This window comes from Pleionea litopenaei (assembly GCF_031198435.1).
Taxonomy (GTDB): Bacteria; Pseudomonadota; Gammaproteobacteria; order Enterobacterales; family Kangiellaceae; genus Pleionea; species Pleionea litopenaei.
In genome coordinates this window covers 3,073,884-3,098,167 of sequence record NZ_CP133548.1, presented here as the reverse complement: position 1 = coordinate 3,098,167, position 24,284 = coordinate 3,073,884, and the positions used below count along the sequence as shown (strand labels likewise).

Annotated in this window: 25 protein-coding genes; 11 read left to right on the top strand and 14 right to left on the bottom strand. The window is 43.9% G+C overall.

The window, feature by feature from the left end; all coding sequences use genetic code 11:
• Positions 1-71: 71 nt before the first annotated feature.
• Entirely contained in the window at positions 72-1,931 is a 1,860-nt protein-coding gene (locus tag Q9312_RS13910) for a vWA domain-containing protein (RefSeq protein WP_309201466.1), read from the bottom strand.
• A gap of 12 nt (positions 1,932-1,943) precedes the next feature.
• Between Q9312_RS13910 and Q9312_RS13905 the strand changes: the two genes are divergently transcribed.
• From Q9312_RS13905 to Q9312_RS13895, 3 genes are all read left to right on the top strand, one after another.
• Positions 1,944-2,345 carry a YiiD C-terminal domain-containing protein gene (locus Q9312_RS13905; RefSeq protein ID WP_309201465.1) on the top strand — a complete coding sequence of 134 codons (402 nt, stop codon included), beginning with the start codon at positions 1,944-1,946 and terminating at the stop codon, positions 2,343-2,345.
• A gap of 21 nt (positions 2,346-2,366) precedes the next feature.
• Positions 2,367-3,188 carry a hypothetical protein gene (locus Q9312_RS13900; RefSeq protein WP_309201464.1) on the top strand — a complete coding sequence of 274 codons (822 nt, stop codon included), beginning with the start codon at positions 2,367-2,369 and terminating at the stop codon, positions 3,186-3,188.
• A 222-nt stretch (positions 3,189-3,410) separates the two neighbouring features.
• Entirely contained in the window at positions 3,411-4,007 is a 597-nt protein-coding gene (locus tag Q9312_RS13895) for a hypothetical protein (protein ID WP_309201463.1), read from the top strand.
• Between the two features lie 71 nt (positions 4,008-4,078).
• Here the strand turns inward: Q9312_RS13895 and Q9312_RS13890 are convergent, their stop codons facing one another.
• The 6 genes from Q9312_RS13890 to Q9312_RS13865 all read right to left on the bottom strand — a co-directional run bounded on the left by Q9312_RS13890 (position 4,079) and on the right by Q9312_RS13865 (position 9,142).
• Positions 4,079-4,813, bottom strand: coding sequence for a helix-turn-helix domain-containing protein (locus tag Q9312_RS13890; protein WP_309201462.1), 735 nt, complete (start codon positions 4,811-4,813; stop codon positions 4,079-4,081).
• 1 nt (position 4,814) lies between these two features.
• The gene (locus tag Q9312_RS13885; protein WP_309201461.1) at positions 4,815-5,393 is read right to left on the bottom strand and encodes a ParA family protein; all 579 of its coding nucleotides are present in this window, start codon (positions 5,391-5,393) and stop codon (positions 4,815-4,817) included.
• A gap of 42 nt (positions 5,394-5,435) precedes the next feature.
• A complete protein-coding gene (locus Q9312_RS13880; RefSeq protein ID WP_309201460.1) occupies positions 5,436-6,335 on the bottom strand; it encodes an adenylate/guanylate cyclase domain-containing protein in 900 nt (299 codons plus the stop codon).
• A 213-nt stretch (positions 6,336-6,548) separates the two neighbouring features.
• On the bottom strand, positions 6,549-8,198 hold the full coding sequence (gene groL / locus Q9312_RS13875) for a chaperonin GroEL (RefSeq protein ID WP_309201459.1): 1,650 nt from the start codon (positions 8,196-8,198) through the stop codon (positions 6,549-6,551).
• Positions 8,199-8,245: 47 nt separating this feature from the next.
• Entirely contained in the window at positions 8,246-8,533 is a 288-nt protein-coding gene (gene groES, locus Q9312_RS13870) for a co-chaperone GroES (RefSeq protein ID WP_309201458.1), read from the bottom strand.
• Positions 8,534-8,650: 117 nt separating this feature from the next.
• The gene (locus tag Q9312_RS13865) at positions 8,651-9,142 is read right to left on the bottom strand and encodes an FxsA family protein (protein ID WP_309201457.1); all 492 of its coding nucleotides are present in this window, start codon (positions 9,140-9,142) and stop codon (positions 8,651-8,653) included.
• 177 nt (positions 9,143-9,319) lie between these two features.
• Between Q9312_RS13865 and Q9312_RS13860 the strand changes: the two genes are divergently transcribed.
• From Q9312_RS13860 to dsbD, 3 genes are all read left to right on the top strand, one after another.
• Complete coding sequence (locus Q9312_RS13860; RefSeq protein WP_309201456.1) at positions 9,320-11,428, top strand: GGDEF domain-containing response regulator; 2,109 nt, start codon at positions 9,320-9,322, stop codon at positions 11,426-11,428.
• A gap of 96 nt (positions 11,429-11,524) precedes the next feature.
• Positions 11,525-11,857, top strand: a complete 333-nt coding sequence (gene cutA / locus Q9312_RS13855; RefSeq protein ID WP_309201455.1) for a divalent-cation tolerance protein CutA — start codon at positions 11,525-11,527, stop codon at positions 11,855-11,857.
• Entirely contained in the window at positions 11,851-13,818 is a 1,968-nt protein-coding gene (gene dsbD, locus Q9312_RS13850; protein ID WP_309201454.1) for a protein-disulfide reductase DsbD, read from the top strand. The genes cutA and dsbD overlap by 7 nt, the downstream gene beginning before the upstream one ends.
• Before the next feature lie 38 nt (positions 13,819-13,856).
• On the opposite strand, the gene Q9312_RS13845 is transcribed toward dsbD, so the two are convergent.
• From Q9312_RS13845 to Q9312_RS13835, 3 genes are read right to left on the bottom strand one after another with little or no spacing between them, the layout of a single operon-like run.
• Positions 13,857-14,360, bottom strand: coding sequence for an alpha/beta fold hydrolase (locus tag Q9312_RS13845; RefSeq protein WP_309201453.1), 504 nt, complete (start codon positions 14,358-14,360; stop codon positions 13,857-13,859).
• A 45-nt stretch (positions 14,361-14,405) separates the two neighbouring features.
• On the bottom strand, positions 14,406-14,771 hold the full coding sequence (locus Q9312_RS13840) for a cupin domain-containing protein (RefSeq protein WP_309201452.1): 366 nt from the start codon (positions 14,769-14,771) through the stop codon (positions 14,406-14,408).
• A gap of 10 nt (positions 14,772-14,781) precedes the next feature.
• Positions 14,782-15,147, bottom strand: a complete 366-nt coding sequence (locus Q9312_RS13835) for a heavy metal-binding domain-containing protein (RefSeq protein ID WP_353961540.1) — start codon at positions 15,145-15,147, stop codon at positions 14,782-14,784.
• 182 nt (positions 15,148-15,329) lie between these two features.
• Between Q9312_RS13835 and Q9312_RS13830 the strand changes: the two genes are divergently transcribed.
• From Q9312_RS13830 to Q9312_RS13810, 5 genes are read left to right on the top strand one after another with little or no spacing between them, the layout of a single operon-like run.
• Positions 15,330-16,301 carry an ABC transporter ATP-binding protein gene (locus tag Q9312_RS13830; protein ID WP_309201451.1) on the top strand — a complete coding sequence of 324 codons (972 nt, stop codon included), beginning with the start codon at positions 15,330-15,332 and terminating at the stop codon, positions 16,299-16,301.
• On the top strand, positions 16,298-17,041 hold the full coding sequence (locus Q9312_RS13825; RefSeq protein ID WP_309201450.1) for an ABC transporter permease: 744 nt from the start codon (positions 16,298-16,300) through the stop codon (positions 17,039-17,041). Before Q9312_RS13830 ends, Q9312_RS13825 begins: the two co-directional genes overlap by 4 nt.
• A 15-nt stretch (positions 17,042-17,056) precedes the next feature.
• Complete coding sequence (locus Q9312_RS13820; protein ID WP_309201449.1) at positions 17,057-18,856, top strand: amidohydrolase family protein; 1,800 nt, start codon at positions 17,057-17,059, stop codon at positions 18,854-18,856.
• Between the two features lie 59 nt (positions 18,857-18,915).
• Positions 18,916-20,046, top strand: a complete 1,131-nt coding sequence (locus Q9312_RS13815) for a sensor histidine kinase (protein ID WP_309201448.1) — start codon at positions 18,916-18,918, stop codon at positions 20,044-20,046.
• A complete protein-coding gene (locus Q9312_RS13810; protein WP_309201447.1) occupies positions 20,039-20,653 on the top strand; it encodes a response regulator transcription factor in 615 nt (204 codons plus the stop codon). Before Q9312_RS13815 ends, Q9312_RS13810 begins: the two co-directional genes overlap by 8 nt.
• 5 nt (positions 20,654-20,658) lie before the next feature.
• Here Q9312_RS13810 and Q9312_RS13805 read toward each other — a convergent pair whose 3' ends face one another.
• The 4 genes from Q9312_RS13805 to Q9312_RS13790 form a co-directional block, all read right to left on the bottom strand.
• Positions 20,659-21,066, bottom strand: coding sequence for a hypothetical protein (locus Q9312_RS13805; RefSeq protein WP_309201446.1), 408 nt, complete (start codon positions 21,064-21,066; stop codon positions 20,659-20,661).
• A 195-nt stretch (positions 21,067-21,261) separates the two neighbouring features.
• Positions 21,262-22,266, bottom strand: coding sequence for a DMT family transporter (locus Q9312_RS13800; protein WP_309201445.1), 1,005 nt, complete (start codon positions 22,264-22,266; stop codon positions 21,262-21,264).
• A 132-nt stretch (positions 22,267-22,398) separates the two neighbouring features.
• Positions 22,399-23,202 carry an alpha/beta fold hydrolase gene (locus Q9312_RS13795; RefSeq protein ID WP_309201444.1) on the bottom strand — a complete coding sequence of 268 codons (804 nt, stop codon included), beginning with the start codon at positions 23,200-23,202 and terminating at the stop codon, positions 22,399-22,401.
• An 8-nt stretch (positions 23,203-23,210) separates the two neighbouring features.
• Complete coding sequence (locus Q9312_RS13790) at positions 23,211-24,269, bottom strand: M14 family zinc carboxypeptidase (RefSeq protein ID WP_309201443.1); 1,059 nt, start codon at positions 24,267-24,269, stop codon at positions 23,211-23,213.
• Positions 24,270-24,284 lie beyond the last annotated feature (15 nt).

Below are 24,284 nucleotides of genomic sequence, written 5' to 3'. Positions count from 1 at the left end.
GCCATGGCCTTTAACCAAGAATCACAGCCAACGACACTCGCCTTGTTTCTTCTCTCGAGTCTCTCAGTATTTCATCGAGCATTGGTTAGCGAGTCCTTTGATGGTTTTGTGCTCGCATTGTCTTGAAGAAGCTGAGCCATATCCATCAAGCCGACCACCTCATAATCAGCTCCAAAACGATCAACACCTAGAGCGTTCTGAGCCAACACTTTTAATTCGGCTATCGACATACCATTTAAATAAGCGCTATTCCGCAACCACATAGAAAACCCCGCCACCGACGTCACGAAGCGCATGGATTTATCTGGCTTTTGCGCCAATAATTCACGATGTTGAATAACCTGGTTCTGATAACGTACTTGATTGCTATTCGGGTCTTTGTAAGCCAATTTTAACCAACCTAACTCACTCGATTTCTCGACCGACGGTGACTGAGACTGATAGCGTAGCTCTGGCAAACGCTTTAGCCCGTTATCAACAAGCGACACTTCATACAGCGCAGTGATCGAGTGCCCCACGCCAACTTCGCCAGCATCAACCTTGTCGTTTTTAAAGTCTTCTGCATTTAATGTTCGGTTTTGGTAACCCAATAATCGGTACTCGGCAACCACAGCAGGGTTAAACTCGACTTGAACTTTTACATCTTTGGCGATGGTGACCAAAGAACTCGCGGCACGATCAACTAGCACTCGCTTTGCTTCTTTTAACGAGTCGATATAGGCGTAATTACCGTTTCCTTTATTAGCGAGCTGCTCCATTAAGTGATCATTATAATTGCCGCGACCAAATCCTAAGGTCGTTAAATAAATACCCGTCTCCTTTTTGCGAGTCACTAAATCGATTAACTCATTATGGTTGATCATACCTACATTGAAATCGCCATCAGTGGCCAAAATAACTCGATTATTGCCACCTTCTATATACCCTTGCTGAGCTAACTTATAAGCTAGTTGAATACCTTCTCCACCATTGGTAGAACCGCCCGCTTGCAACTTTTCTAACGCTTGGTCGATGGCAAGGTGATCGCTCGCGGCGGTTGGTTTAAGCACAACACCCGACGCTCCTGCGTATACAACTAAGGCAATTCGATCTTTCGCCGCAAGCCGTTTGGTTAACAACTGAATCGATTTTTTTACCAGCGGTAACTTTGACTCGTGAGCCATTGACCCTGATACATCGATGAGGAACACCAAATTGTTGGCTATCTCTTTTTGGTTTTCGCCCGGAAATGCTTGTAATCCTAAACGCAAAATATGAGTTCCCTCTTGCCAAGGCGTCGGCATCATTCCCAGTGTCCATTGAAATGGTTTCTCTTGGCTTGTTTGATCGGACGCATATGGAAGTGAAAAGTAGTTGATCATTTCTTCTAATCGTATGGCATCACTTGGAGGTAACTGGCCACTTTCTAGAAACCGGCGAACATTTGAATAAGAAGCCGTATCAACATCAATAGAAAAGGTGGATAACGGATTTTCACGTACCCGCATAATGCTACTCTCTGACACAGTCGCATAATTTTCTCGTTGAACCACTGGAGGTGGAGACAGTGCCATTGGGTATGCTTCGTAAGCTAATGTCTTAGCTTGTCTATCCGTTTTGTGCCTCAAGACTCTTTCTTCAGATTCTCTCGCTTTAATTTCACGCGCTCGTTTCGCTTGATCTCGCTCCGACTTAGCAATGACGTCTGCGTTCTTATCTGGTAAATGTTGCTCATCTTGACGTTGTGCACAACTCAATACCATCACGCTGATCAATCCAGCTACCCAAAAAACTAGAAATTGTTTACCATTCGGTTTCATCGCTGCACTCACTTTCTGAACTCGTGCTAGTATCAACGACATTGCCAATATAAAAGGGTTACCGTGGAACTTTCTACTGACTTTAACGACTCGAAATTTTTTGCCCCTAATTATTGGAATAACGTTATTCATCGAGACATTCCAATGACTAAGCTGATGAATCTAGAGATTACCGAATTAACGAGTCAGCATATAAAGACTTTTGCCCAGCTCTCTATTAATAAGAACGGACATGATACGGGTTTTGCTGGCAGCCTATATACCCTAGGAATCGTAACCGGCTGGTCTTGGATATCGGCCGTTGCTAAATCAATTAGCTCAACATCTATCGTTGTTGCAGGAAAAGCAGATATTCAATACCGACGCCCGATTACAGCCGATTTTTTTGGCCAGCTCACCATGCATAATCACGACTGTGTTAATGACTGGCAATTACAGTGGCAGACTAGGCCCTCAGCAAAACAACCCGTAACGATTACCATCGGTGATCGAAATTCTGTTGCAGCAGCACAAATGACTGCTACCTTTTACATAAAGAAATCTTAACAATGACTATTGAGTGACGATATGATTCTACGAATCAGCGGGGCAATATTTTTTCTTCTCTTTATCAATATCGCCATGAGTGCACAAACGACAACACCTAATAGTCAAGAGCCTCCTGTTGTTGATACGCCAGAAAGCGCTCAACCACCCTTAGAAAACTATCAAGAAATACTTAAGCAATTCCCGCTTGAACAAGTATTCGAAACCAATACGACTTCAAAAGGATTATTAATCCACTATCCGAATCAGCATTCCATCAACTACGGTCGTCTTATTATTGCTGCGCCCTCCAATGCTACCACCTCTTCAATATCGCAATTTATACTGCAATTGAACCAACTCGGATGGCATGTTTATCTATTATTACACCAATCAGACTCTTTAAATGATGACGTTGCGTGGTTGAATGACTTAGATGTTTCAATTAATCACATCGAGCAACAAGCCAGTGACGAAATATTCTTGTTGCTCCTACAACAAACCAGTTTTGACTGGATTAAAGTTCACAATTTAAAAGAAGAGTCCGACAACACAAAGTTATTAGCAAAAGTAACGCCAAAATTATCAGGTGTGCTGATATATTTAACCGGATTACCCAGTCAACAGATACAGTCGTTCAAAAACTTTAATAAGGTTGGCATATCCCCCAATTATTTAATAATCACTTCAGCCAGTTTTCGTGAGCAGGTGACTCCTGCCGTAGAGATGATCGCAAAGCAGCAAAATAGCCAAGTCGATGATCAACTAGGTCTAGATTTACATACTTCGATTAATAACCAGGTTTTCATCACAAAAAAATTCCATGGATGGATGAAGAAAATTACACTCAAATCGTCGAAATGATCTTCTTTTGAAAAGTATTTTATGTTCCTCAAAAATACACCGGCGAATACTTTTTTACTCACCAAAAATCAAAATCAAACTAAATTTGCTGTGATTTTAAAAAAAAATTCATTTTTTTACTCATTTGAGCCATTTTTTTGTTGATTTTTTTTGAAATTCACATACTTACGCTATAAACTTTCTTTTGAGCTCGTTCACTCATTCAATCTGGAGGTAAATACAATGGCAAAAGGTGCTGTTCGTAAAAAAGGTAAAGTTGCAGCTCGCAAGACTGCGGCAAAAAAAGCCACTAAGAAAAAGGCAGTTCGTAAAGCTCCTGCAAAAAAAGTTGCGGCAACTGGTTCTACTGCTAAAGCTTTGGCTGCTGCTGAGAAAGTAGCTGCAACTGCAGCAAGTGCTGCTCAGAAAGCTGAAAAGAAATTATCAGATGCGCAAAAGAAAGCTGACTCAGCTACTAAAGCGCTTAAAGCAAAACGTGACGCAGCGAAAAAACGTAAATCAGCCGCTGCCAAAAAAGCCGTTTCAAAAGCTGTTGCAGCTAAAAAGAAAGCGGCCGATGCAGTAAAAGCAGCTCGCGAAGCAGCGAAAGCAGCTAAAGACGGTGCTAAGTCTGCTGGCTCTACTGTTAAGTCAATCAAAAGCGTTGCTAGCAAAATGGACAAAGCCGCAGCTAAAGCAGCTGCAGCGGTTGAAAAGTTCCGTGCTAAGCAAGATGCTCAATTAGCGAAGCTTGAAGCGAAACTTGTTAAAGCGGCTGCTAAACCTGCGAAAAAGAAAAAAGCTCGTAAGAAGAAAAAAGCTGTTGCTAAGAAAGCGTAAGTTACTTCGCTAACCTAGTACGAAAAAGGGGCTTATCGCCCCTTTTTTTGATCTTGTTGAGTATTACTAGGTTATTCTCGTCGATACTGCGCAAAGATTTCAAAGTCCCAAAAGCGGCTGGCCAACAACGTACTAAAGCCATGTCTCTTTTCTAGGGGTAACTTAGTATCTTCTTCAATAATCTGATGTACTTCGTGACTCAAACGCTCCAGTTTTTGCTGAATTTTGATCATTGACGTCTGCGACACAAAGCCAGATACAAACTTGAGCGTCTCTTCCGGTTGCGAAAACCGTCCCGATAAAAAAGCATCTTTTACATGTTTCAGAACAAACTGTTCGATCGGCCCACCTTGAATCCAATGAAAATCTCGAGAGGTGCGCATCCGAATTTTATTATTCGGCAGCAGCTCAATCATTTTCATACGATCTAACTGCGCTAACCATTGCACTATCTGATGTTGGTCAAATTGGTATTTATCGAGAAGCTGCGCATACGACCAACCGTTTAACACCAAATAGGTCACCAGTAAAAATCGCGGATCAGCAACAATCACTCGCTCTTGCTCTACCGATAACTGCTCTACGTTAGGAATATGATTCTCTGACTCTAAGATCAATTGGTGTAAAGACATGCCGAGCATCGCCGCCACACTTTCTAAACGACTAAGACTAAAGTTTCGAGAGGAGAAAAGACGTTTAACGCTAGCTTCACTCAAATCGAGTGTTTCAGCAACTTGCGCATAAGTGAGCCGTTGAGCTTTGAGCTGAGCCTTGATGAACTTTAAAATTTTTGGAATATCACTCATGTTAACGGCTGGGATTGGTCGGGCTAGTCGGGTTTTCGATTTTATCGAGGAGGCGTTTTATTTCGGTTCGCGCCTCACTCGCGCCATAAACATCGGTATTAAAAACAGTTTTGCCCATGGATATTGCTCGAGAATAGATGCTTCGATCTTTAATAAGTAACGCGCCTTCAGAATACAAACGCATCGCCAGTAACCGTTCATCTTGTCGACGAACATCCACTGCATTCACACATTTAATAATCCGCTTGTGCAAAACATGGCGAATCGACTTATTAACCGCTCTTATATCAAGAACACTGGCTCTCATCGGAATTAATATTGTATCGCCAATAATATCTACATCTGTGCGAGGGGGTAAATCATAAATAATAAGGTCGGCATGAGGAGTAATGCTTGGCTGGCCTTTCAAAACAGTAAATGGAAGCTGCTTATCATTAAAAACATCGACGGCTGATAGCTGAGGATCGAGATCGCACAAAATAACTTTCATCCCGCGATCATAAGCACAGGCCGCTAAGTTGAGCGCTAAGGTGGTTTTGCCTACTCCTCCTTTAGGTGACCAAATCCCAAGACTTCTCATAGGCTTATTCAATGCTCCTTATAGTGAGTATTATGATACACACTAGCTTTCAAAACGAATGACAGGTGCATTGCTTGCAGAATGTGATATTCCCAAACTAATACTTCCGCTACCCAACAGCGGCAACTCTTCACGTCGCAGATAAATTTCTTGCGCATCTTCTGGTTGAATGTAGGTTCCGTTGGTACTGTGATCGATCAATACGAATTTCCCTCGCCGGTAGACTATGTGGCAATGATCTCGAGAAACCATCTCACTATCTATATACAAAGAGACTTGCTGTTGATGGCGACCAATAATAAATGGTTGGCCATTCGCCTCAACTTGATAGCTTTTATCCCCCATGATTAAGGTTAGCGTATTATCATCTAAATGGGCAGAAACGTCTTGAGCCGAAAAAACCTGCGTTTCAGAAAATCCCCCTGATTGAGGTTTCCAGAACAAGCGATGTATTTTGGAATGATCAGTGGCTCCCTTTATCGCCACCTGATCGAATACTTGCGTCGATTGTTTCAAGCGTTCGGGTAATTGAGTAATAACCGAGTCGGTTAACAGAATTTGGGAACTTTTCGCTATACCAGTGACGAAGGCAGCATCATTAACTGCTTCTCCGAATAAATCTTCTCCTTCTTCGATGGTTTTACCATAGCCAATTCCAATGCGAATGCCGAGAGTGTAATGGTGGTCAAAAGAGTCTGAAGCTTGTTGCATTTCTATTGCGGCTCGACAGGCATCTTCACATTTGTCGAAGCTACTCATGATTTCATCGCCGATGGTCTTGACCACGCGACCTCGGTATTTGCCGGTATGATGAATGAGCATTTTAATAATTTCATCAATAATCGACTTGGCTTTCTCGTTTCCTTCGGCCTTATATAAGGCTGAACTGCCGGAAACATCAGCAAATAAAATAGTCCGCTTTTTACCTCTCGAGAAAAGCATACACGCAACACGCCCGATTTAATTATTATGATTTTATAGAATGGTTTTACCTTCGCTCTCGAATTTAACAAATCCGCTCTGTGAACGCTAGCAAAACCTATGTTACGCAAGTCGCATATCCGTACCAGAGCGGAAGCGATAACAAGCATTGAACGGCCAAAAAAAAGCCCTGCTATGCAGGGCTCTTTTTACATGCTTTGGAGAACAGCAGGCTTACATCATTCCGCCCATGCCGCCCATACCACCCATGCCGCCCATATCAGGACCTGCAGGTGCATCTTTCTTAGGAAGTTCCGCAACCATCGCTTCAGTAGTGATCATCAGACCGGCAACTGACGCAGCATGTTGCAACGCTGAGCGAGTTACTTTAGTCGGGTCTAAAATACCCATTTCAATCATGTCACCGTATTCACTGGTTGCCGCATTGTAACCGTAGTTACCTTCGCCTTTAGCCACTTGATCAAGAATGACCGATGCTTCATCACCAGCATTGGTAGAGATCTGACGTAACGGCGCGTTCATTGCTCGTAGTGCAATATGAATACCCGCGTTTTGGTCATCATTGTCACCGCGTAATTCTGCAATTTTCGCTGCAACACGAACCAATGCTACACCACCGCCAGGAACAACGCCTTCTTCGAAGGCTGCACGGGTCGCATGTAGTGCATCATCAACACGATCTTTCTTTTCTTTCATTTCAACTTCGGTCGCTGCACCAACTTTAATGACAGCTACACCGCCTGCTAACTTAGCAACGCGCTCTTGAAGCTTTTCGCGATCGTAATCTGAAGAGGTTTCTTCAATTTGCTTACGAATTTGATTAACACGACCATCAATAGCGGCTTTATCGCCAGCACCATCGATAATGGTGGTGTTTTCTTTAGTGATGGATACTTTCTTAGCAGTACCTAAATCATCTAAAGTAGCCCCTTCTAGAGAAAGACCCACTTCTTCAGAGACAACGGTTCCACCAGTCAATACAGCGATATCTTCTAGCATGGCTTTACGACGATCACCAAAACCAGGTGCTTTAACCGCTGCAACTTTCACGATACCGCGCATATTGTTAACCACTAAAGTTGCTAAGGCTTCGCCTTCTACATCTTCAGCAACGATCAATAATGGCTTGCCTGACTTAGCCACATTCTCGAGAATCGGTAGCAAGTCACGGATGTTTGAAATCTTTTTATCAAACAACAAGATATAAGGACTATCCAACTCGACTGACATGCTGTCTTGATCATTGATGAAGTAAGGAGACAAGTAACCGCGATCAAACTGCATACCTTCAACGATATCCAGTTCATTCTCTAAACCAGAACCTTCTTCAACCGTAATAACACCGTCTTGTCCGCCAACTTTTTGCATCGCTTTGGCAATAATGTCGCCGATGTCTTGATCTGAGTTCGCAGAAATAGCCGCTACCTGAGCCCAAGATTTTTCATCTTTACACTCTTTTGATAGTGCTTTGAGTTCTTCAACCGCTGCGCGTACTGCTTTATCGATACCACGCTTGAGATCCATTGGGTTCATACCCGCTGCAACTGATTTAAGGCCTTCATTCAAAATGGCTTGCGCTAATACAGTTGCCGTGGTCGTTCCGTCACCAGCAACATCAGAAGTTTGAGAAGCAACTTCTTTTACCATTTGCGCGCCCATATTTTCGAACTTGCCTTCAAGTTCAATTTCTTTCGCAACTGAAACACCATCTTTAGTAACGGTAGGTGCACCAAAAGCTTTATCTAAAACCACGTTGCGTCCTTTAGGACCTAATGTGGTTTTTACCGCGTTTGCTAAGATATTAACGCCTTCAACCATTCTTGAACGAGCGTCATCTCCAAAAAGAACTTCTTTCGCAGACATGTTAATTTCCTCTTAAATTTTTTGTTTTGCTGACTAAACGTTACTGGTTATTCAACCACAGCCATAATGTCGTCTTCACGCATTACTAATAATTCTTCGCCATCAACTTTCACTTCAGTTCCGGCAAACTTTCCGAATAACACTTTGTCACCCGCTTTGACGGCTAGGGCACGAACATCACCATTGTCTAAAGGTTTACCACTACCCACAGCGATAATCTCGCCACGGCTAGGCTTTTCTTTAGCGTTATCAGGAATAACAATTCCCCCAGCAGAAGTCGTTTCATCTTCTAAACGACGAACAATCACTCGGTCATGTAATGGACGAATGCTCATTGAGTCATCTCCCTAGTTAAGTTGGTTGATAATAAGTACACAATTTGTGATGGCGGGAATATGGGGGCATTTTCTTAGCACTCAACCCCTCAGAGTGCTAAAAATTGAATTTTTTTATTAATCTCGGTCAAGTTGACGGGTATTTTCGGAGGGTGCTTCCTTTACCTCGTGAGCTTCTCCGTCAAAAACCTTGCCCGAATTAGAACGATAAGGATCTTCTGTGGTCTGGCTGGTTGCCGATGAGTAAACAGTCACTTTCGCCATAAGCCTTTTACCCAAAAGCTTTAGCAAGGGTCTTCGGGTAAACGGTAAGAGGCAAAGCAAACCAATCGTATCGGTGATCAACCCAGGCGTGATCATCAGCACTCCCGCCATGAGAATAAGCACCCCTTCAGTCATATCGGAGGTTGGCATTTCACCTTGCGCTACTTTTTGATTGACCCGTTGCCAGGTGCTCATTCCTTGATGCCGAAATAATTGGTAACCAATGGTCGCGGTAACGATAATTAACCCCAAAGTGGGCAATACACCCCATTCAGCACCTATTTTTAGTAATATCATGAGCTCGGTGAACGGAAGTACGACAAAAATCACTGGCAACCATGGCATAGAAACACTAACCTTATTAATTGAATTTCAAAGACTTTGCTGAATTATTAAGCGACTGATATCAGCCACCTAATCAAACTCGTTATATCACGAGACGCTGGGCTGTTGTCAGTTCACTATACTAACAATTTTACTCACGGCTTGCCGTGAAAGAGAAGTGGTACCGACAATCTGACTATGAATACTGAGCTGAGTTCAAGTTCCCAGGCAGACTTTAAAAAGATCATCTGTCGCCGTGTTCCCATTAAGCTACAGCAATTTGCTCGCTTACTCTCCGACATCATTCAATCTGAGGTCGATACGGTAAGAATCAAGGCTATGGAGAGTCAAATTCGCAAAACGAAAGAGACTTGTTTGGAATATGGTGTTGAGTCAACCGCCAATTTACTGGCGAAAATTGAGTCACAATTACACCTTAATAGCGAAACTATCGAATCTCAAAAGCCTTTGATTCAACGTTTTGTGCAGCGTTTAGAAAGCCATGCTGAGCGCTTAAAGCTCGGGCAAATCAATTCCGGCACAACGCAAGCAGTGAAAGAGACTCGATTAAAAGCGGAAGCCTCTGAAGCAGCGTCATCAGCCGATGATTCAAAGGCCGAGAAAAACAGCGCAATAGACCTAAATGCTCCGCTTAGCTTCGACGACCCGGCACCGATCGCCACCGAGACGGAAGAAGTACCTGAAGCGTCTGTCACCGAAGCCGCTCAAGATGCGTCTAGCCCGCAAGTGTTTGACGATCAGGCATCGCTCGACTCAGAACCTCAAATAACCGAAAATGCGACAGAGGCGACTCCTCATGTGCCCACTGCTGACGATTCACCCTCGTCAGCTGACGCATCTGCACTTGAAGAAATGGCGCCTTCCGACTTGTCACAGCCTCAACCCCATGAGGCCGATACCAACAAGCCTGAGCTAAGTGATGCGCCACACCAAGAACCGTCAACCAGTGATCAGGTTTCACCAGCACCGAACAAGCCCTTAGCGCCCGAATTTGAGTTTAAACACAGTATTGTTGACGATCATTCAAGTACTCCGAAACTACTCGACTCTAGCAGTGAACTCACCATCTACTGGTGTTTGAACGACGACAGCGCATTTTCTGACCTTAAGAATCAGATGGTCGACTTTGGATACAACTTGCTACCCTACGAACTGAATCAAGCCATTCAAGCATCCGCAGGAGATTCAGCCAAGGTGGTTGTCGCCCATCTCAACGATTTTGAAGAAGAGCAACCCGACTGCGTTAACAGCACCAGTCATTTCATCGTGCTTTCGGAACACGATACCCTCGAACAAAGACTGAAAGGTGTGAGGTTAGGCGCAACCTTATTTTTTGCCGAACCTATCGACACCATTAAACTCATGGAATACCTCGACAGCTTAGAGAGCACTGGGCCAGTCGAACCCTTTCGAGTGGCCGTCATGGAAGACTCCAAAGCACAAGCAAAATTCAATGATAAGGTGCTCACATCGGCGGGCTTCGAAACTTGCATCGTTATCGAGCCAATGGAACTGTTGAACGCTCTTAGCAATTTTGATCCCGAAGTCATCTTTATGGATATGCAAATGCCTGGCTGTAACGGTATCGAACTGACCAAAGTCTTGCGCCAGCAAGAGCGGTTCAAAACCGTGCCTATTGTCTTTTTATCCGCAGAAGAAAATCACGAAAAGCAACGCGAAGCCATGACGTCGGGTGGTACAGCGTTTATTGAAAAACCGGTAAAAAAAGAGCAGTTACTGTTTAGTGCGGAGCTCTATGCAAGACGATCGCGCAGTCTGCAACCGCACCTTGCGCGAGATTTCCAAACCGGGCTTAACTCACCTGCATTACTCAAAGAACAGATCACGATTGAGGCAGAACGGGCAATGCGGCAGAACGACACCATGTTCTTAGCATTAATTGAAATGAATGATTTGGCCAGCTTAAACCAACAACATGGTTACGCATTCGGTGAAAGAGCAATGCAACAGTTGGCGCGCTTGTTACAACAACGTTTACGGAAAACAGACTGCGTCGGTTACTTCGATAGCCACCGCATTGGCGTTATTCTAAGCCACTGCAGTGACCAAGAAGCCGAACGGATCATCAGTTATTTGACTCAATCATTTGCTAGTAACCCGGTTGCATTTGAAGGACAACGAATCAAAGCCACACTGTCGGTTGGACTCTCTCGTTTAGGGAGTGATTTTGATATTCAACGTTTAGTCCGGCGTGCCGATGCCGCCTTGTCTGAAGCTCAAAACCGCAAGAGTGGTCACTTAATCTGGGCCCATGAGGCAAAATAGCCCCTGTAAAACCTGGCCAGTGTACACATGTCCACTGGCTTTTCTGGGTGGCTAACTTTATGCTCTTCTAAGCTGCAAACTATTTCAGACAAAAAAATGAAACAATCGCCAGAGTCAATCGTCTTACTGACCACTGCACCGAATTCAGAGGTTGCAGATCAACTCGCGAAGCACCTAATCGAGAGCCGTTTGGCCGCGTGTGTCAATATTGTGCCCAACGTCCGGTCTTTTTACTCCTGGCAAGGTAAAATTGAGTGCGATGAAGAGTTTCAGTTGGTGGTTAAATCAACGGAGCAACGACTCGAACAATTGGAGCAAGCAGTAAAAAAGCTGCACCCTTACGAGGTGCCTGAACTCGTCGTTTTGCCTATGTTGGCTATCAGCGACGACTACTTAAATTGGCTAAAAAAATCGGTAGAATCATGTTAAAACGTCTTCTGTTCACGCTTTTCCTCTTAACTTCGACCAACTACTCAGCGGCACAAGAAGAGTTGGATTTACAGCAACTGTTCGGTCAAACCGATGAGTTTCTCGAAGTCGATCAAGCCTTTCAATTATCTCTGAAAGGGTTTTCTGATGAGCTAGTTGCTGAGTGGACGATTGCACCCGAATATTACTTATACCAACATCAGTTTGCTGTCGAACTGAAACAAGCAACGCTCACCGAAACCTTTCTACCTGATGGCAAACATAAGGTTGACGAGTATTTCGGTGAAGTGCAGATTTACCAAAAACAATTGCAACTCAGTAGCAAATTTAAAGACGCTGCCGAGACCTTTTACGCCTCAGTAAAGTTTCAAGGTTGTGCAGAGGCAGGATTGTGTTATCCGCCAACACGACGCTACTTTGCTATTGATGGTACGACTTGGCGGACTCAAGCAATCACAGCAGAACAATTTGACGCAGCAGAAGGTGAACCCAACGGCTGGTCAGCCCCAGCGTTAAAATCGGTTTATGAAACCGCTGAGAAGAGCCCTAAAGATAATTCTCAAAACAAGGCAACGGATCTTTCATCGAAAGAGGCAAAACCAAAGAGCAGCAACTCTGAATTTAAGTCAGAAAAAGATCGTATTTTGGATACCTTGAATAACTCGTCTTTAATCTGGGCGTTTCTCTCGTTAGTTGTTTTAGGCATAGGGCTAGCGTTTACGCCCTGTGTATTTCCGATGATGCCGATTATTTCTAGCATAATCGCGGGTGAGGGAAAAGACATTACCACCTCTCGAGCGTTTCTATTGTCACTAACCTACACGCAATTTATGGCCATACCTTACGTCATTATAGGGTTTATTGTTGCAGGTATTGGTGCAAGTGTTACCGCTACTCTCCAATCACCGCCTTTCGTTATCGGTGCTGCGGTTGTATTTTTAATTCTTTCCCTCGGTATGTTCGGTTTTTTTGAAATTCAACTTCCGACAGCCCTTCAGAATAAATTAAATAATATTAGCCAACAGCAAAAAAGTGGTAGTTACATTGGCGCAGCGATCATGGGCGTCGTTTCTGGTGCGGTCGTGTCTCCGTGTGTCACCATTCCTTTGATTGCCATTCTTACGTGGATAAGCCAAGTTGGCGACCCATTCATTGGAGGCATTTACTTGTACGGATTAGCCGTTGGAATGGGCATTCCCTTAATACTCATTGGTGTTGGCGGTGGGTCTTTATTACCGCGTGCCGGTAATTGGATGAATGCGGTTAAAGCGGTTTTCGGTGTTCTCATGATTGGCGTTGCATTATATATCACCAAACATCTGATCCCTGACTTCATCTATTTAATGCTTTGGGGAAGCCTACTCATCGTCTGTGCTGTTTTCATGGGCGCTCTTCGCCAAGTTGAGAACGGCTGGCCAACATTTTGGAAAGGAATAAGTATCGTAATATTGACATACGGCCTTACCCTTATTATTGGCGCAGCGATGGGCAACAATAGTTTATTTTCACCGTTAAAAATGGCTTCATCAGGAGGGCATAGCTCAGCTAGCGTCTCAGGCAATAACCCACAAGAAACGCAACAATACGTCGACCACGCTGGGTTTATCCTGATCAAATCAACAGACGATCTTGATCGCTATTTAGCACAGGCGAAAGCAGAAAATAAAACGGTTATGCTCGACTTCTTCGCCGAATATTGCGCGGCTTGTTATGAGTTTGCTGAACTCACCTTTCCCGATCCTAAAGTACAAGCAGCGCTGAGTAATACCATCTTATTACAAGCCGATGTCACGGCGGGTGATGCGCAAGATTTGGCGTTAATGAATCGCTTTAAAATTTTTGGTCTACCCTCTATTTTATTCTTTGATCTTGAAGGGAATGAAGTCACCTCGATGCGCGCAGAAGGATTTGAAAATGCCGAGACCTTTGCACAGCGCATAGAAATCGCCATCGGACACTAACCACACCGACGCTTAGCAATGCCCTACTTTGAAACGAATTAACGATTTTCTTGGTAGGGCGCTAAAAAAGATTCAAACCAACTTTCTATCGATGGCAAACTCTTTCGCAGCCGATGATCATCATCAACTAAATGCAAAGTACACGGAAAGGTCTTAGCAAACCGTAACGAATTTTCGACGGGAACCACATCATCATGCCAACCGTGAACAATTTCTAGAGGACAGGGTATTGGTTGGTAGCTCTGTTGTTCATATCCATCCATATATAATGCGGGCGCTAATAAAAAAAGCCCTTGCACCTTATGCAAAGAAGCCGCGACCAGTGAAACATAACCGCCCATACTAGAGCCTACTAAAATGACGGGTACATCAACTTGCGCTAAATACAAAAGTAACCGCTGAACTCGCTCATCCGGTTCATCTAAATCGGTATAATCGATGCTATCGACAGCGAGTCCTACTTTAGAACTGACTTGCGAGAGTTGTTGGATCTTTCGACCCCAAGCACCGCTTTCTTTTCCATGCGAAAACAAAACCAGCATTCAAATGCGTCCCTCAATATATAGGTTTTTCACAACGCGCCTTACTCAAAGCCACTGATCCATCGCAGCAGTTAATTCACTCTGTGTTTCGCCCGTATTAACAACCCCTTTAGGTTCTATTAATAGCAGATGGCATTCAGATTCTGCGATAGGTCGATGCTCGACACCTTTGGGAACAACAAACAGTTCCCCCTTATTTAAAACTACCGACTTTTCTCGCATTTCTATGAGCAGTTGCCCTTCTAGAACGATAAAAGCCTCATCTGTGTCTGCATGACTATGCCATACAAACTCGCCTTGCACTTTGGCTACCTTAAATTGATAGTCATTCAGCTCAGCTAATACTCGAGGAGACCAGTATTCATTTAATTGAGTTAACTTCTCTGCAAAGTTAATCACTGACGAGGTCATAATGCTCTCTCTAACGTTTAAATTTCACGGCGGTCCCACTCACACTGACCATCATCATACCACCTTGCTGGCCAACCACTTCATAATCTATATCGATTCCTACAATACCATCTGCACCGAGTGATCTCGCGGCGGATTCCATTTCTTGAAATGCGATGGTTCGTGCATTTCCCATTTCTTTCTCATAAGCACCCGCTCGCCCACCGACAACATCTCGAATGGCGCCAAAAATATCTTTAAAAATATTCGCGCCAAGAATGGCTTCGCCAACGACTATGTCAAGATACTCTTCAATCTCTCGGCCTTCGACAACCGACGTTGTTGTTTTTAACATAATTTTATCCTTTTCGTTATCTTCGTTAATTAACGACTTCATGAGAGGGTCTCTTTCCCATCGACGTCGACTCGTTCAACTGCAGTCAGCACAATCAATAAAAACTTACAGCACCACCAATGCTATATGACAAATGTCATTATAAATTGATGACAAAGCTTTCTATTTTCTTCTTTTACGACAAGCAATAATAAATCATCGCAGCACATCGACAAGGAGCCCCAGTGAATACGCCGATACTGACCATCTCAAATCTTTCTAAACGCTATCAAGATTTAACCGCATTAACAAACCTTTCACTGGCCTTTAATAAGGGTGAAGTCATCGCGTTGCTTGGTGCAAATGGTGCGGGTAAAAGTACCCTGATCAATACTCTATTAGGATTAATCAAGGCGCAATCAGGCGACATATCCATTGCTGGATATCCACCTGGACACATTTTTTCACGCCAACAAATAGGTTGTATGATGCAATCGACCCAGCTTCCTACAACGCTTACCGTGTATGAACACATTCAACTGTTTTCTAGCTATTACCCCAATCCACATCCAATCAATGAAACGCTTAAGTTAGCACAGCTAACCGATCTTTCGAGCCGCAAATTGGATCAATTATCGGGAGGACAAAAGCAACGCGTTTACTTTGCACTGGCAATATGCGGAAATCCACAACTTATCTTCTTAGATGAACCAAGCGTTGGTCTTGATATCAGCGCACGGGAAGTACTTTGGCAATGCATTGAAAAATTGCGGCAGCAAGGAAAAACGATTTTGCTCACGACGCATTATTTAGAAGAAGCCGAAGCATTAGCCAATCGACTGATTTATTTAACCTTGGGAAAAGTTGTCTTTGACGGCTCACTCAACGATTTCAAGTCTCAATACAATGCAAAAAGTATTCGTTTTAAAAGCCAAATAACTATTCAGCAAATCGAGAACTTACCAGAACTCGAGAGCGTCGAGCAGCGTGGACAACACTATATAGTGACTTCGAAACGCTGTGAAATAACCTTACAAAGTCTCTTTGAATTAGATCCTTTACTCAGCGATCTCACGGTCGTTCAACGTTCGCTTGAAGACATTGTTAAAAACCTGCAACGCCCATCTAACTCACTCGACGCTTTAAATATTCAAGAAAAAAGTGAGTACTTAGCCGCTCAGTCAAAAGTCAAGGAAATACAGGAGGCACAATCATGAAGGTTAACACCATGACTATTTATTGGTTAGAAACTCGCAGCGAATTTCTGAAAACGATTCGTGTTCCCGCGTTCGCCATACCTAGCCTTATTTTTCCATTAATTTTTTATGTTTTTTTTGGCCTGTTATTCAATCAAGGAGGCAATCAATACCCGGCTTACTTAATGGCGACCTATGGTGTATTTGGCGTAATAGGTCCTGCATTATTTTCATTTGGTGTTGGCGTTGCGATTGAAAAAGATCAAGGATGGTTAGCACTAAAGCAAGCGAGCCCAATGCCCATCTCGGCGTACTTTCTCGCCCGCACGTTAACCGCAATGGCCTTTGCGCTGTTCATCATTCTGAGCTTATTCATTCTGGCTGCCGTTTGGGGTGGAGTGAAATTAACCTTAGCGCAATGGACAGGCACATTACTGACATTATTATTAGGCAGTTTGCCTTTTGCTGCACTAGGTCTTTGGCTAGGATTAAAACTGAAAGGGCAAGCTGCCCCTGCCATTGTTAATTTAATTTACTTACCCATGGCATTTTTATCCGGTCTTTGGTTGCCGATAAATTTACTTCCAGAAATCATTCAACAAATTGCGTGGATTTTTCCAGCGTTTCACTTAGCTCAATTGACGCTCGCCATTCAACAACAAAGTTTAGGCTTCGATTGGTATTTGCATGTTGGAATTTTATTGTTAATGACCGCTGTGTTTTTGACTTTAGCCACTCGTGCATTCAAAGCACAATATTAACAGCAGGAGAAAATCATGCGCTCATTTATTTCAATAGTTATGGGTATTGTCGCGATTACTGGTTTCGTATTACTTAATCTGCCTGAGCCTGTCGTTACTGAGAGAACAACGAATTCTGACAGCGACTCTAACCTACAAACCTGGCGTTTTCTGAATGCGACCTGGTTTGATGGTCAACGTTGGCAAAGCGGTGAGTTACTCATAGAAAACGGTCAAGTCGTCGACGCCATTAAAGGCTCCGCAAATGAATTGGACGTTGCTGGTCGATATATCATTCCTGGTCTCATTGATGCACATACACATACCTGGGGTGATGCATTAAGGCAAGCACTCCAATTTGGCGTTACCACTGAGCTGGATATGTTTACACAACCCAATGTTGTACAACAGGCACGCCGTCAACGAGATCGATTGACGGCAACGACCGAAGCAGATTTATTTTCGTCTGGCGTGCTGGCCACCAGTCCAAGAGGTCACGGTACTGAGTATGGGTTAAAGATTCCAACTCTGAACTCGCCAAGCGAAGCACTTTCCTTTGTTCGACAGCGGCATCAAGAGGGCTCTGATTACTTAAAGATTGTTTATCATCATCAACCCAACTATGGTCCTTATACATCCATCGATCGTGCGACATTAAAAGCGTTGATTCAGGCAGCGCATCATGAAGGAATGATGGCCGTTGTTCACGCCTCTCATTTAGAAGCCGCAAGACATGCTGTTGAAGATGGCGCCGATGGACTCGTTCATATGATCAGCGATCAACCTATAGATACTGCATTTATCGAATTGATCAAACAAAAAAATACGTTCATTGTGCCAACGCTTACTGTCATTGCCGCTATGGCTCAACAAAGCTCAACGGAGTTTTTACTGCCAGAAAGCTACGTAGGTTCAGTGCTAAGCACTAGTCAGAAGCACCAGCTAAAAAGTACATTTGATCACGCCGGACATCGTCAGAAAGCGCTGACTATTGCAATCGAAAACACTCGGAAACTTAGTCAAGCAGGCATCGATATTTTATCCGGTACCGATGCTCCGAATCCGGGGACGGCTCATGGCATTAGCTTACATAATGAGCTTTTTTTATTGCAACAAGCTGGGTTAAGTAATACGCAGCTGCTGCAAACGGCCAGCAGTGCTGCGAATAAACGCTTCAATATTGGCAGTCGAGGTCTGTTAACCATCGGAAGTCGTGCTGATTTACTGATACTATCGCTTGATCCTCGCGAAAACATACAACACACTCAGGCCATTAGTATGATCATGAAAAATGGCTTTTGGGTCAATTTAACGTCGACTTCGAATGCAACCTCCACTCTGCCTGTGTACGATTTTACCGAGATCTCGGCTGAAGACTTTTCATTGACGCCAACCATCAAGTTTTCGGCAACCAGCGATCAAATGTTTTCTGGCCACTCAATCGCACACTTAAAGGTTTCACCTTCCACCTGTTCAAATACACCAGCACTGGTCATCGATGGTGAAATTAAAGATGGCTTTCCGTACCCTTGGTCAGGGTTGATGCTGCCTTTTAGTCAAAATATGGCGAGTGCTTATAGTTTGAATAACCATTCTCATCTACTATTTAACAGTCAAGGAACGCCGGGACAGTTTCGTCTACTCATTTTTGTTCAAGGGAAATCACAACCCGAAGAAATACGGTTTAAGGTAACCGCCGAATGTCAAGCACATCGAATAAAACTGGCTGACCATCAACAAATAGATTGGCAATCCGTCACTGCCCTTGCATGGGTTGCAGGAAAGCAGCAATCGAAATTTACACTAAGCCTTGATAGTATTAAGCTGATTCAATAACGATGTTTACTCTTGCTCAGGCCACCTCAAACTAAGGCCACCTAAAAAGACTTATTTATATGTTCAATTCAGTCGTTACGCGGTTAAAGAAAATTCATTACTGGCTGTTACCCAGAGAAAAAGATCTGGGTATGCAGCCTTACGTTTGGCTTTGTTATTTAGGCATCTATTTTTTTAACTGGTTCTTTCGAACGCCCAGTCAAGAAGAAGTCGTTCATACTCTTCTAGGTATCAGTATTTTCTTGGTGCTGTATTTTTCAATTTATAGACGCCGAGGACTCGTTCGAATAATTCATATTTTTGGTATCTATTTAATTGGCGTATGGCTTTCTTTTTTTAATGTCGGTGCGTCAGTATTTTTTGTCTTTGCTGCGTCATTTTGCAGTCATCTCAAAACACCGCAATATGGGTTTTTGGGAATCGCATTAATTGCCATCGCAATAGCGGTACAAGCATGGTGGTTTGAATTACCCAGCTATTTTTATTTACCCGGAATTTTCTTTAGCATCTTAATTGGTGTCAGTAATATTTACTTTGTGCAGATGACCATAAAAAATGCTCAGCTCAAAGCCTCTCAGAGTGATATTAAGCGCTTAGCCACAACCGCTGAACGTGAACGCATTGCAAGGGATTTACATGACTTGATAGGACACACGTTTAGTCTAATGACCAAAAAGGCCGAGTTAGCTGGGCGATTTATCGACCAGAGTCCTGAGCTCGCAAAAGCTGAAATTTCTGATATTGAGCAATTATCCAGAGATGCCTTGATGCAGGTCAGAGAGGCGGTGACGGGTTATCGTCAGCGTAATGTAAAAACGGAAATCATCCATGCTCGGCGCCTATGTGATGCGTGCGATATTGAACTGACCACTGAGGTCAACACTGAGTTGCTCTCTTCAAAGATCGACGAAGTTTTTGCTTATTGTATACGTGAAGCCGTCACCAATACCACGCGACACAGCGATGCGACCGCTATTTCAATTGTGCTAATAAGCGACTCAAAAAAAGTAAGGTTAAAAATCTGCGATAATGGTCAATCAGTGAAAGCACAGGTCTCGCTCGGAAATGGATTAAAAGGTCTGCAAGAGCGCCTGGAGTCTATAAACGGTGAGTTAACAATAGAACCCATCACAACAAATGCTAAACAGGGACTGTGTGTGATTGCAGAGGTGAATGTCGATCATGAGTGACTTAACGATTCGCTTAGTGCTGGCAGAAGATCAAGCGTTACTCAATAATGCTCTGTCTGCATTGTTGAATTTAGAACCCGACATCGAGGTCATCGCGACTGCGCAAGATGGCAAGTCAGCGTTGCAATGTGTGCAAGAGATGGCTCCAGATATTCTACTGACCGACATAGAAATGCCCGAGCTTAGTGGACTGGATGTCGCAGCAGAGTTAAAACAATTAAACCTCAACACCAAAGTCATCATTGTGACGACCTTTGGGCGTTCTGGTTATTTACGTCGCGCAATGGACCTTGGGGTAAAAGGCTTTCTGCTAAAAGAGTCGTCTACTGATGAGCTCGCATCAGCCATAAGACGCGTTCATCAGGGTCGTAAAGTGATCGATCCCGAATTAATCACCGATGCCTGGGACAGTGAAAACCCACTAACCGATAAAGAGCGTAAAGCTTTGTCACTGGCCAAAGATGGGCTCTCGACGGAACAAATTGCTGATCGATTACATCTGAGTTCTGGAACGGTAAGGAATTACCTGAGCCAAGCTGCCAGCAAGTTATCGGCCAGTAACCGTATTGAAGCCGCCAGAATTGCCCACCAAAAAGGTTGGCTATAAAAAAGTTAATCTTGAGAACTTTTTGGTAGGTAATCATGACGCAGAGTGATCACGGGATCGCGTTTCGCCTCGATGTCATTCTCTTGAAAATAAGCTTGTGCCGAGTAACCATTAAAATGTAACACGATGCGATGCGACATGCTGACTCGGTCAACATACCATTGCTCACTCGTTTCATAATCTATATCACCGACAAAATCACAGCGAACAAATTCATAACCATGGGCATTCAGTAAATCTATAATTGCTCCAATCTTAGCTAACAATTGCTGAATTAAAACGCTTCGTCCTTTACTTTTGATCGCATTAAAACGCTCCATAAGCTCAGTGTTCACTGCTCTTTGCAGACGTAATAAAGCCCAATATTGACTCTCGCTTGAATGATTAAGCTCAACGGGAAGAGGGATGTCCATTGCTGATTCCTTGCTAATGATCTCGTAAGTATCCACAGTCCTTTTTAATGCCCTTACATAAACATATACCTGTTTGACCGATAACTCAATCTAAGATGGTTATAGAATGACATTGAACCGACAAAAAAAACCCCGCCAATCGGCGGGGTAATGTGACAAACACTTGCTAAACCAGGGAGAATAGAAGTTTAATAATCACGAATTCATTAATCTTACTGCTGAGACCTCGGTTGGCGTCTCAAGTTCCTCAGTGTTTGCAGTCGACACTGAGCTTTCGAGCATCTCTTGCTCGATAAATACCGTTTTCCGACGTGGTTTGGTCTGGCTGATGATGACACCCAATAAAACAATTCCTGCACCACCGTATTGAATCAAAGTTAAGCGCTCATCCAGTAACAGCCAGCCAAAGAACAGACAAGCCAGTGGTAACAAGTTCAACCAGGCCCCAGCTTGGCTTGCAGGCATTTTACCGAGCGAGAAGTTGTAACAAGTGAACGCAATAATGTTGACGCCCCAGGCTAAAAACAAGACTGCCATTGCACCTTCCCACGTCACCGACACAGGAATGCTATCACCACTTAATAATACCGCCGGTAGAAAGAACACACTGCCCACAAAGGTTTGTATACCGGTTAAAAACAATGGCGAATATCGGTGCATAAGCCTACGAGCAACTATGCTGTAAGCCGCGGCAAATCCAATAGCGATAAGCTCCAAAAAGTTACCCAGTACAGGATTGGGGGCCGACTCAGAAGCTTCTCCGGTTAGTGACAACAAACCAGCACCCAATACCGCGACGACACAGCCAACGAGTAGACGAGCACTTAGTTTTTCATTCAAAAAATAGAACGCAGCGACAGCAACCATCAGCGGCTGAAGCGAGGTAATCATGCCAGCCTCTGAGGCGGTAGTGTAAGTAAGCGCTAACCCTTCAAAAACAAAGTATAAACATGGCTCACACAAGGCTAGTGCAAGAAACCATTTCCAATCTCCCGCTTGGTAGGACTCTTTACGGAATACTGGAATAAAGAAAAACAAGACAGCGCTGGCAAGAATCATCCGTAAAAAGACCGTCAACATCGGACCAAATTCTGCGACCGCAATCTTCATAAAAACAAATGAGGAAGCCCATATAACAATGGCAAGAATTAATGCCGGTAACGCTAAAGTATCGCTGGAAAAAGCCGTTCGCTTATTCATCTCGCCTCCTCATGTTGATAAGTTATTAAAAGTTGCCATCTAAAAGATGTTCAAAAATCAACCAGAACATCTCCAAGGGCCGCGTATATTAACGACTTAACAACAAGAGGAAAAACGAATTCTTTTTGAGTTTCACATTAGTTTTTCTAATGCGACCTTTTTCGAGGAGCGGATTTTATCGCAAACTTGTAATATTTCTTGTGCAACCCACTTGGGATCATCTTGAGGCAAGTCATGTCCTGCCCAGTCATGGGTTCTTAAAGGCGCAGAATAATGCCTCGCTAGGGTTAAGCTGCATCGCGGATCGACCAAGCGATCGGAGTTTGAATTGATAAAGGTCAAATGAGGTAAAGCATCTGCATCAGGGGGTGAAAAACGCCAGGCAGCGATTACTTGCCGAAGCTGTGTGATCATCGATACTGGGTGTTGTTGCTGAATATTGACCCATTGGTCCAACAGTTCGGCATCCATGGGCTGGCGATTGCAGGTTAATTGATAAACCGAACGTTCCTTCAGTCGAATATTCCATCGCGCTAAAATACCCGGGGTACGCCACGCGCGATAAACTTTTAACCGCCAGTACACTGGCGACAAGTTGCAACTTGTGTTTATTGCAATAACATGTTCGAACAGAGTAGGTCGTAACATTGACCACTGCAGCGCTATCATTCCACCCAACGACAGCCCGACTACGATGGTCGGCAATTCACTTTCACTCAATTGGGATTCCAATATCCGACAATACTCATCGAGGTCTAAGGGTGCCTTTTCTCGGCACAGCACCCCTGCTCCTGGTAAATCTGGAGTTTCAATGATCAGCCCTTGCTTATCGAGAGCCGACTTCAACGGACCCCAATGCAACTGATCTCGGCCCAAACCACGAATTAACACTACCCGGAGGTCGGCTTGAGACTGTTCGCTGACTTTCACATTCATGACCTTGACTACTCCTGCATGCGATACCACAAGCTCTGAGCAACTTGAGTTAAGTGTTGTTTTTCTTGATCGTTCGGAAGCCACTGCTGATAACTATGCACGGCGTGCCGTAAAAAGTCCATCAGAGGTAAATGACGTCGTAAAGCCCGCTGTTGTCGATGGGGAACCAGGGGGTTAAATAAACCACCAACTCGAAACAACTGCAAAGGTCTTTTCCGCACCCAATTCCATGAACCCATTTCTAGGGTCAGGGGTAAAAAAGTACAGTCCTTCCTACCAAAGCATTTGTAAAAATAATCCCATAAGTCACCATGGGTGAGATAGTGATTGGATTGCGGCTCGAAAATATATTGATGATTTGGGTAACTATTTTCCCATAAGAGTTTTAGCGCGACGACTGGAGCAATGTCACGCATCGGTCGCCTGCGATATGCGTAAGGAAACCAAAGTCTGTCGCGCATGCCAAATCCAGAGTGGCAGTCAATCGAAATGAGTAAGGGCGACAGACTCGATAAACGTTTGATCTCTTTTTCCAAACTTAAATTTTCTAGTTCTAACCTATCTTCTTTCCCTCGGTACCAAGGAAGTCGAGGGCTAAACCGTTGGCCACTAACCAAAAAAGAACCTTGTTGCGAATCGATGGGTGCATTGCGCATCAAGTCGACACCTCGTCCATTACTTCGACGATTTAGAAATAATCCAACAGGATTGATAACGGGCAACACGGTCACATTGATTTCATTAAAGCATTGCTGCAATGAGCGCTCCCACTTGAGACGCTCTAACCAAACCTTTAGCTGAGCAATCACCACTTGCACGCCGATTCTTTCAATGCCATGCACCCCTCCACAAATTAACAACGCAGGTTTACCCGGTTGATGCTGGCCGAGATCAATCGCGTAAATGGGAAAGGCTTGCTCGTTATATTCGACGGTTTCGATAACGCGATATTCCAGCCGACTGGGATGGGTGACAATCAGGCGTTCAAGCTCGACAAGTTCGGGAGCCTGTTGATGTAAGCTTTGTCTAAATAGCGGTGTACGCTTTTCATTTAAAAAGTGAGTCATCTAATAAGTTTAGGC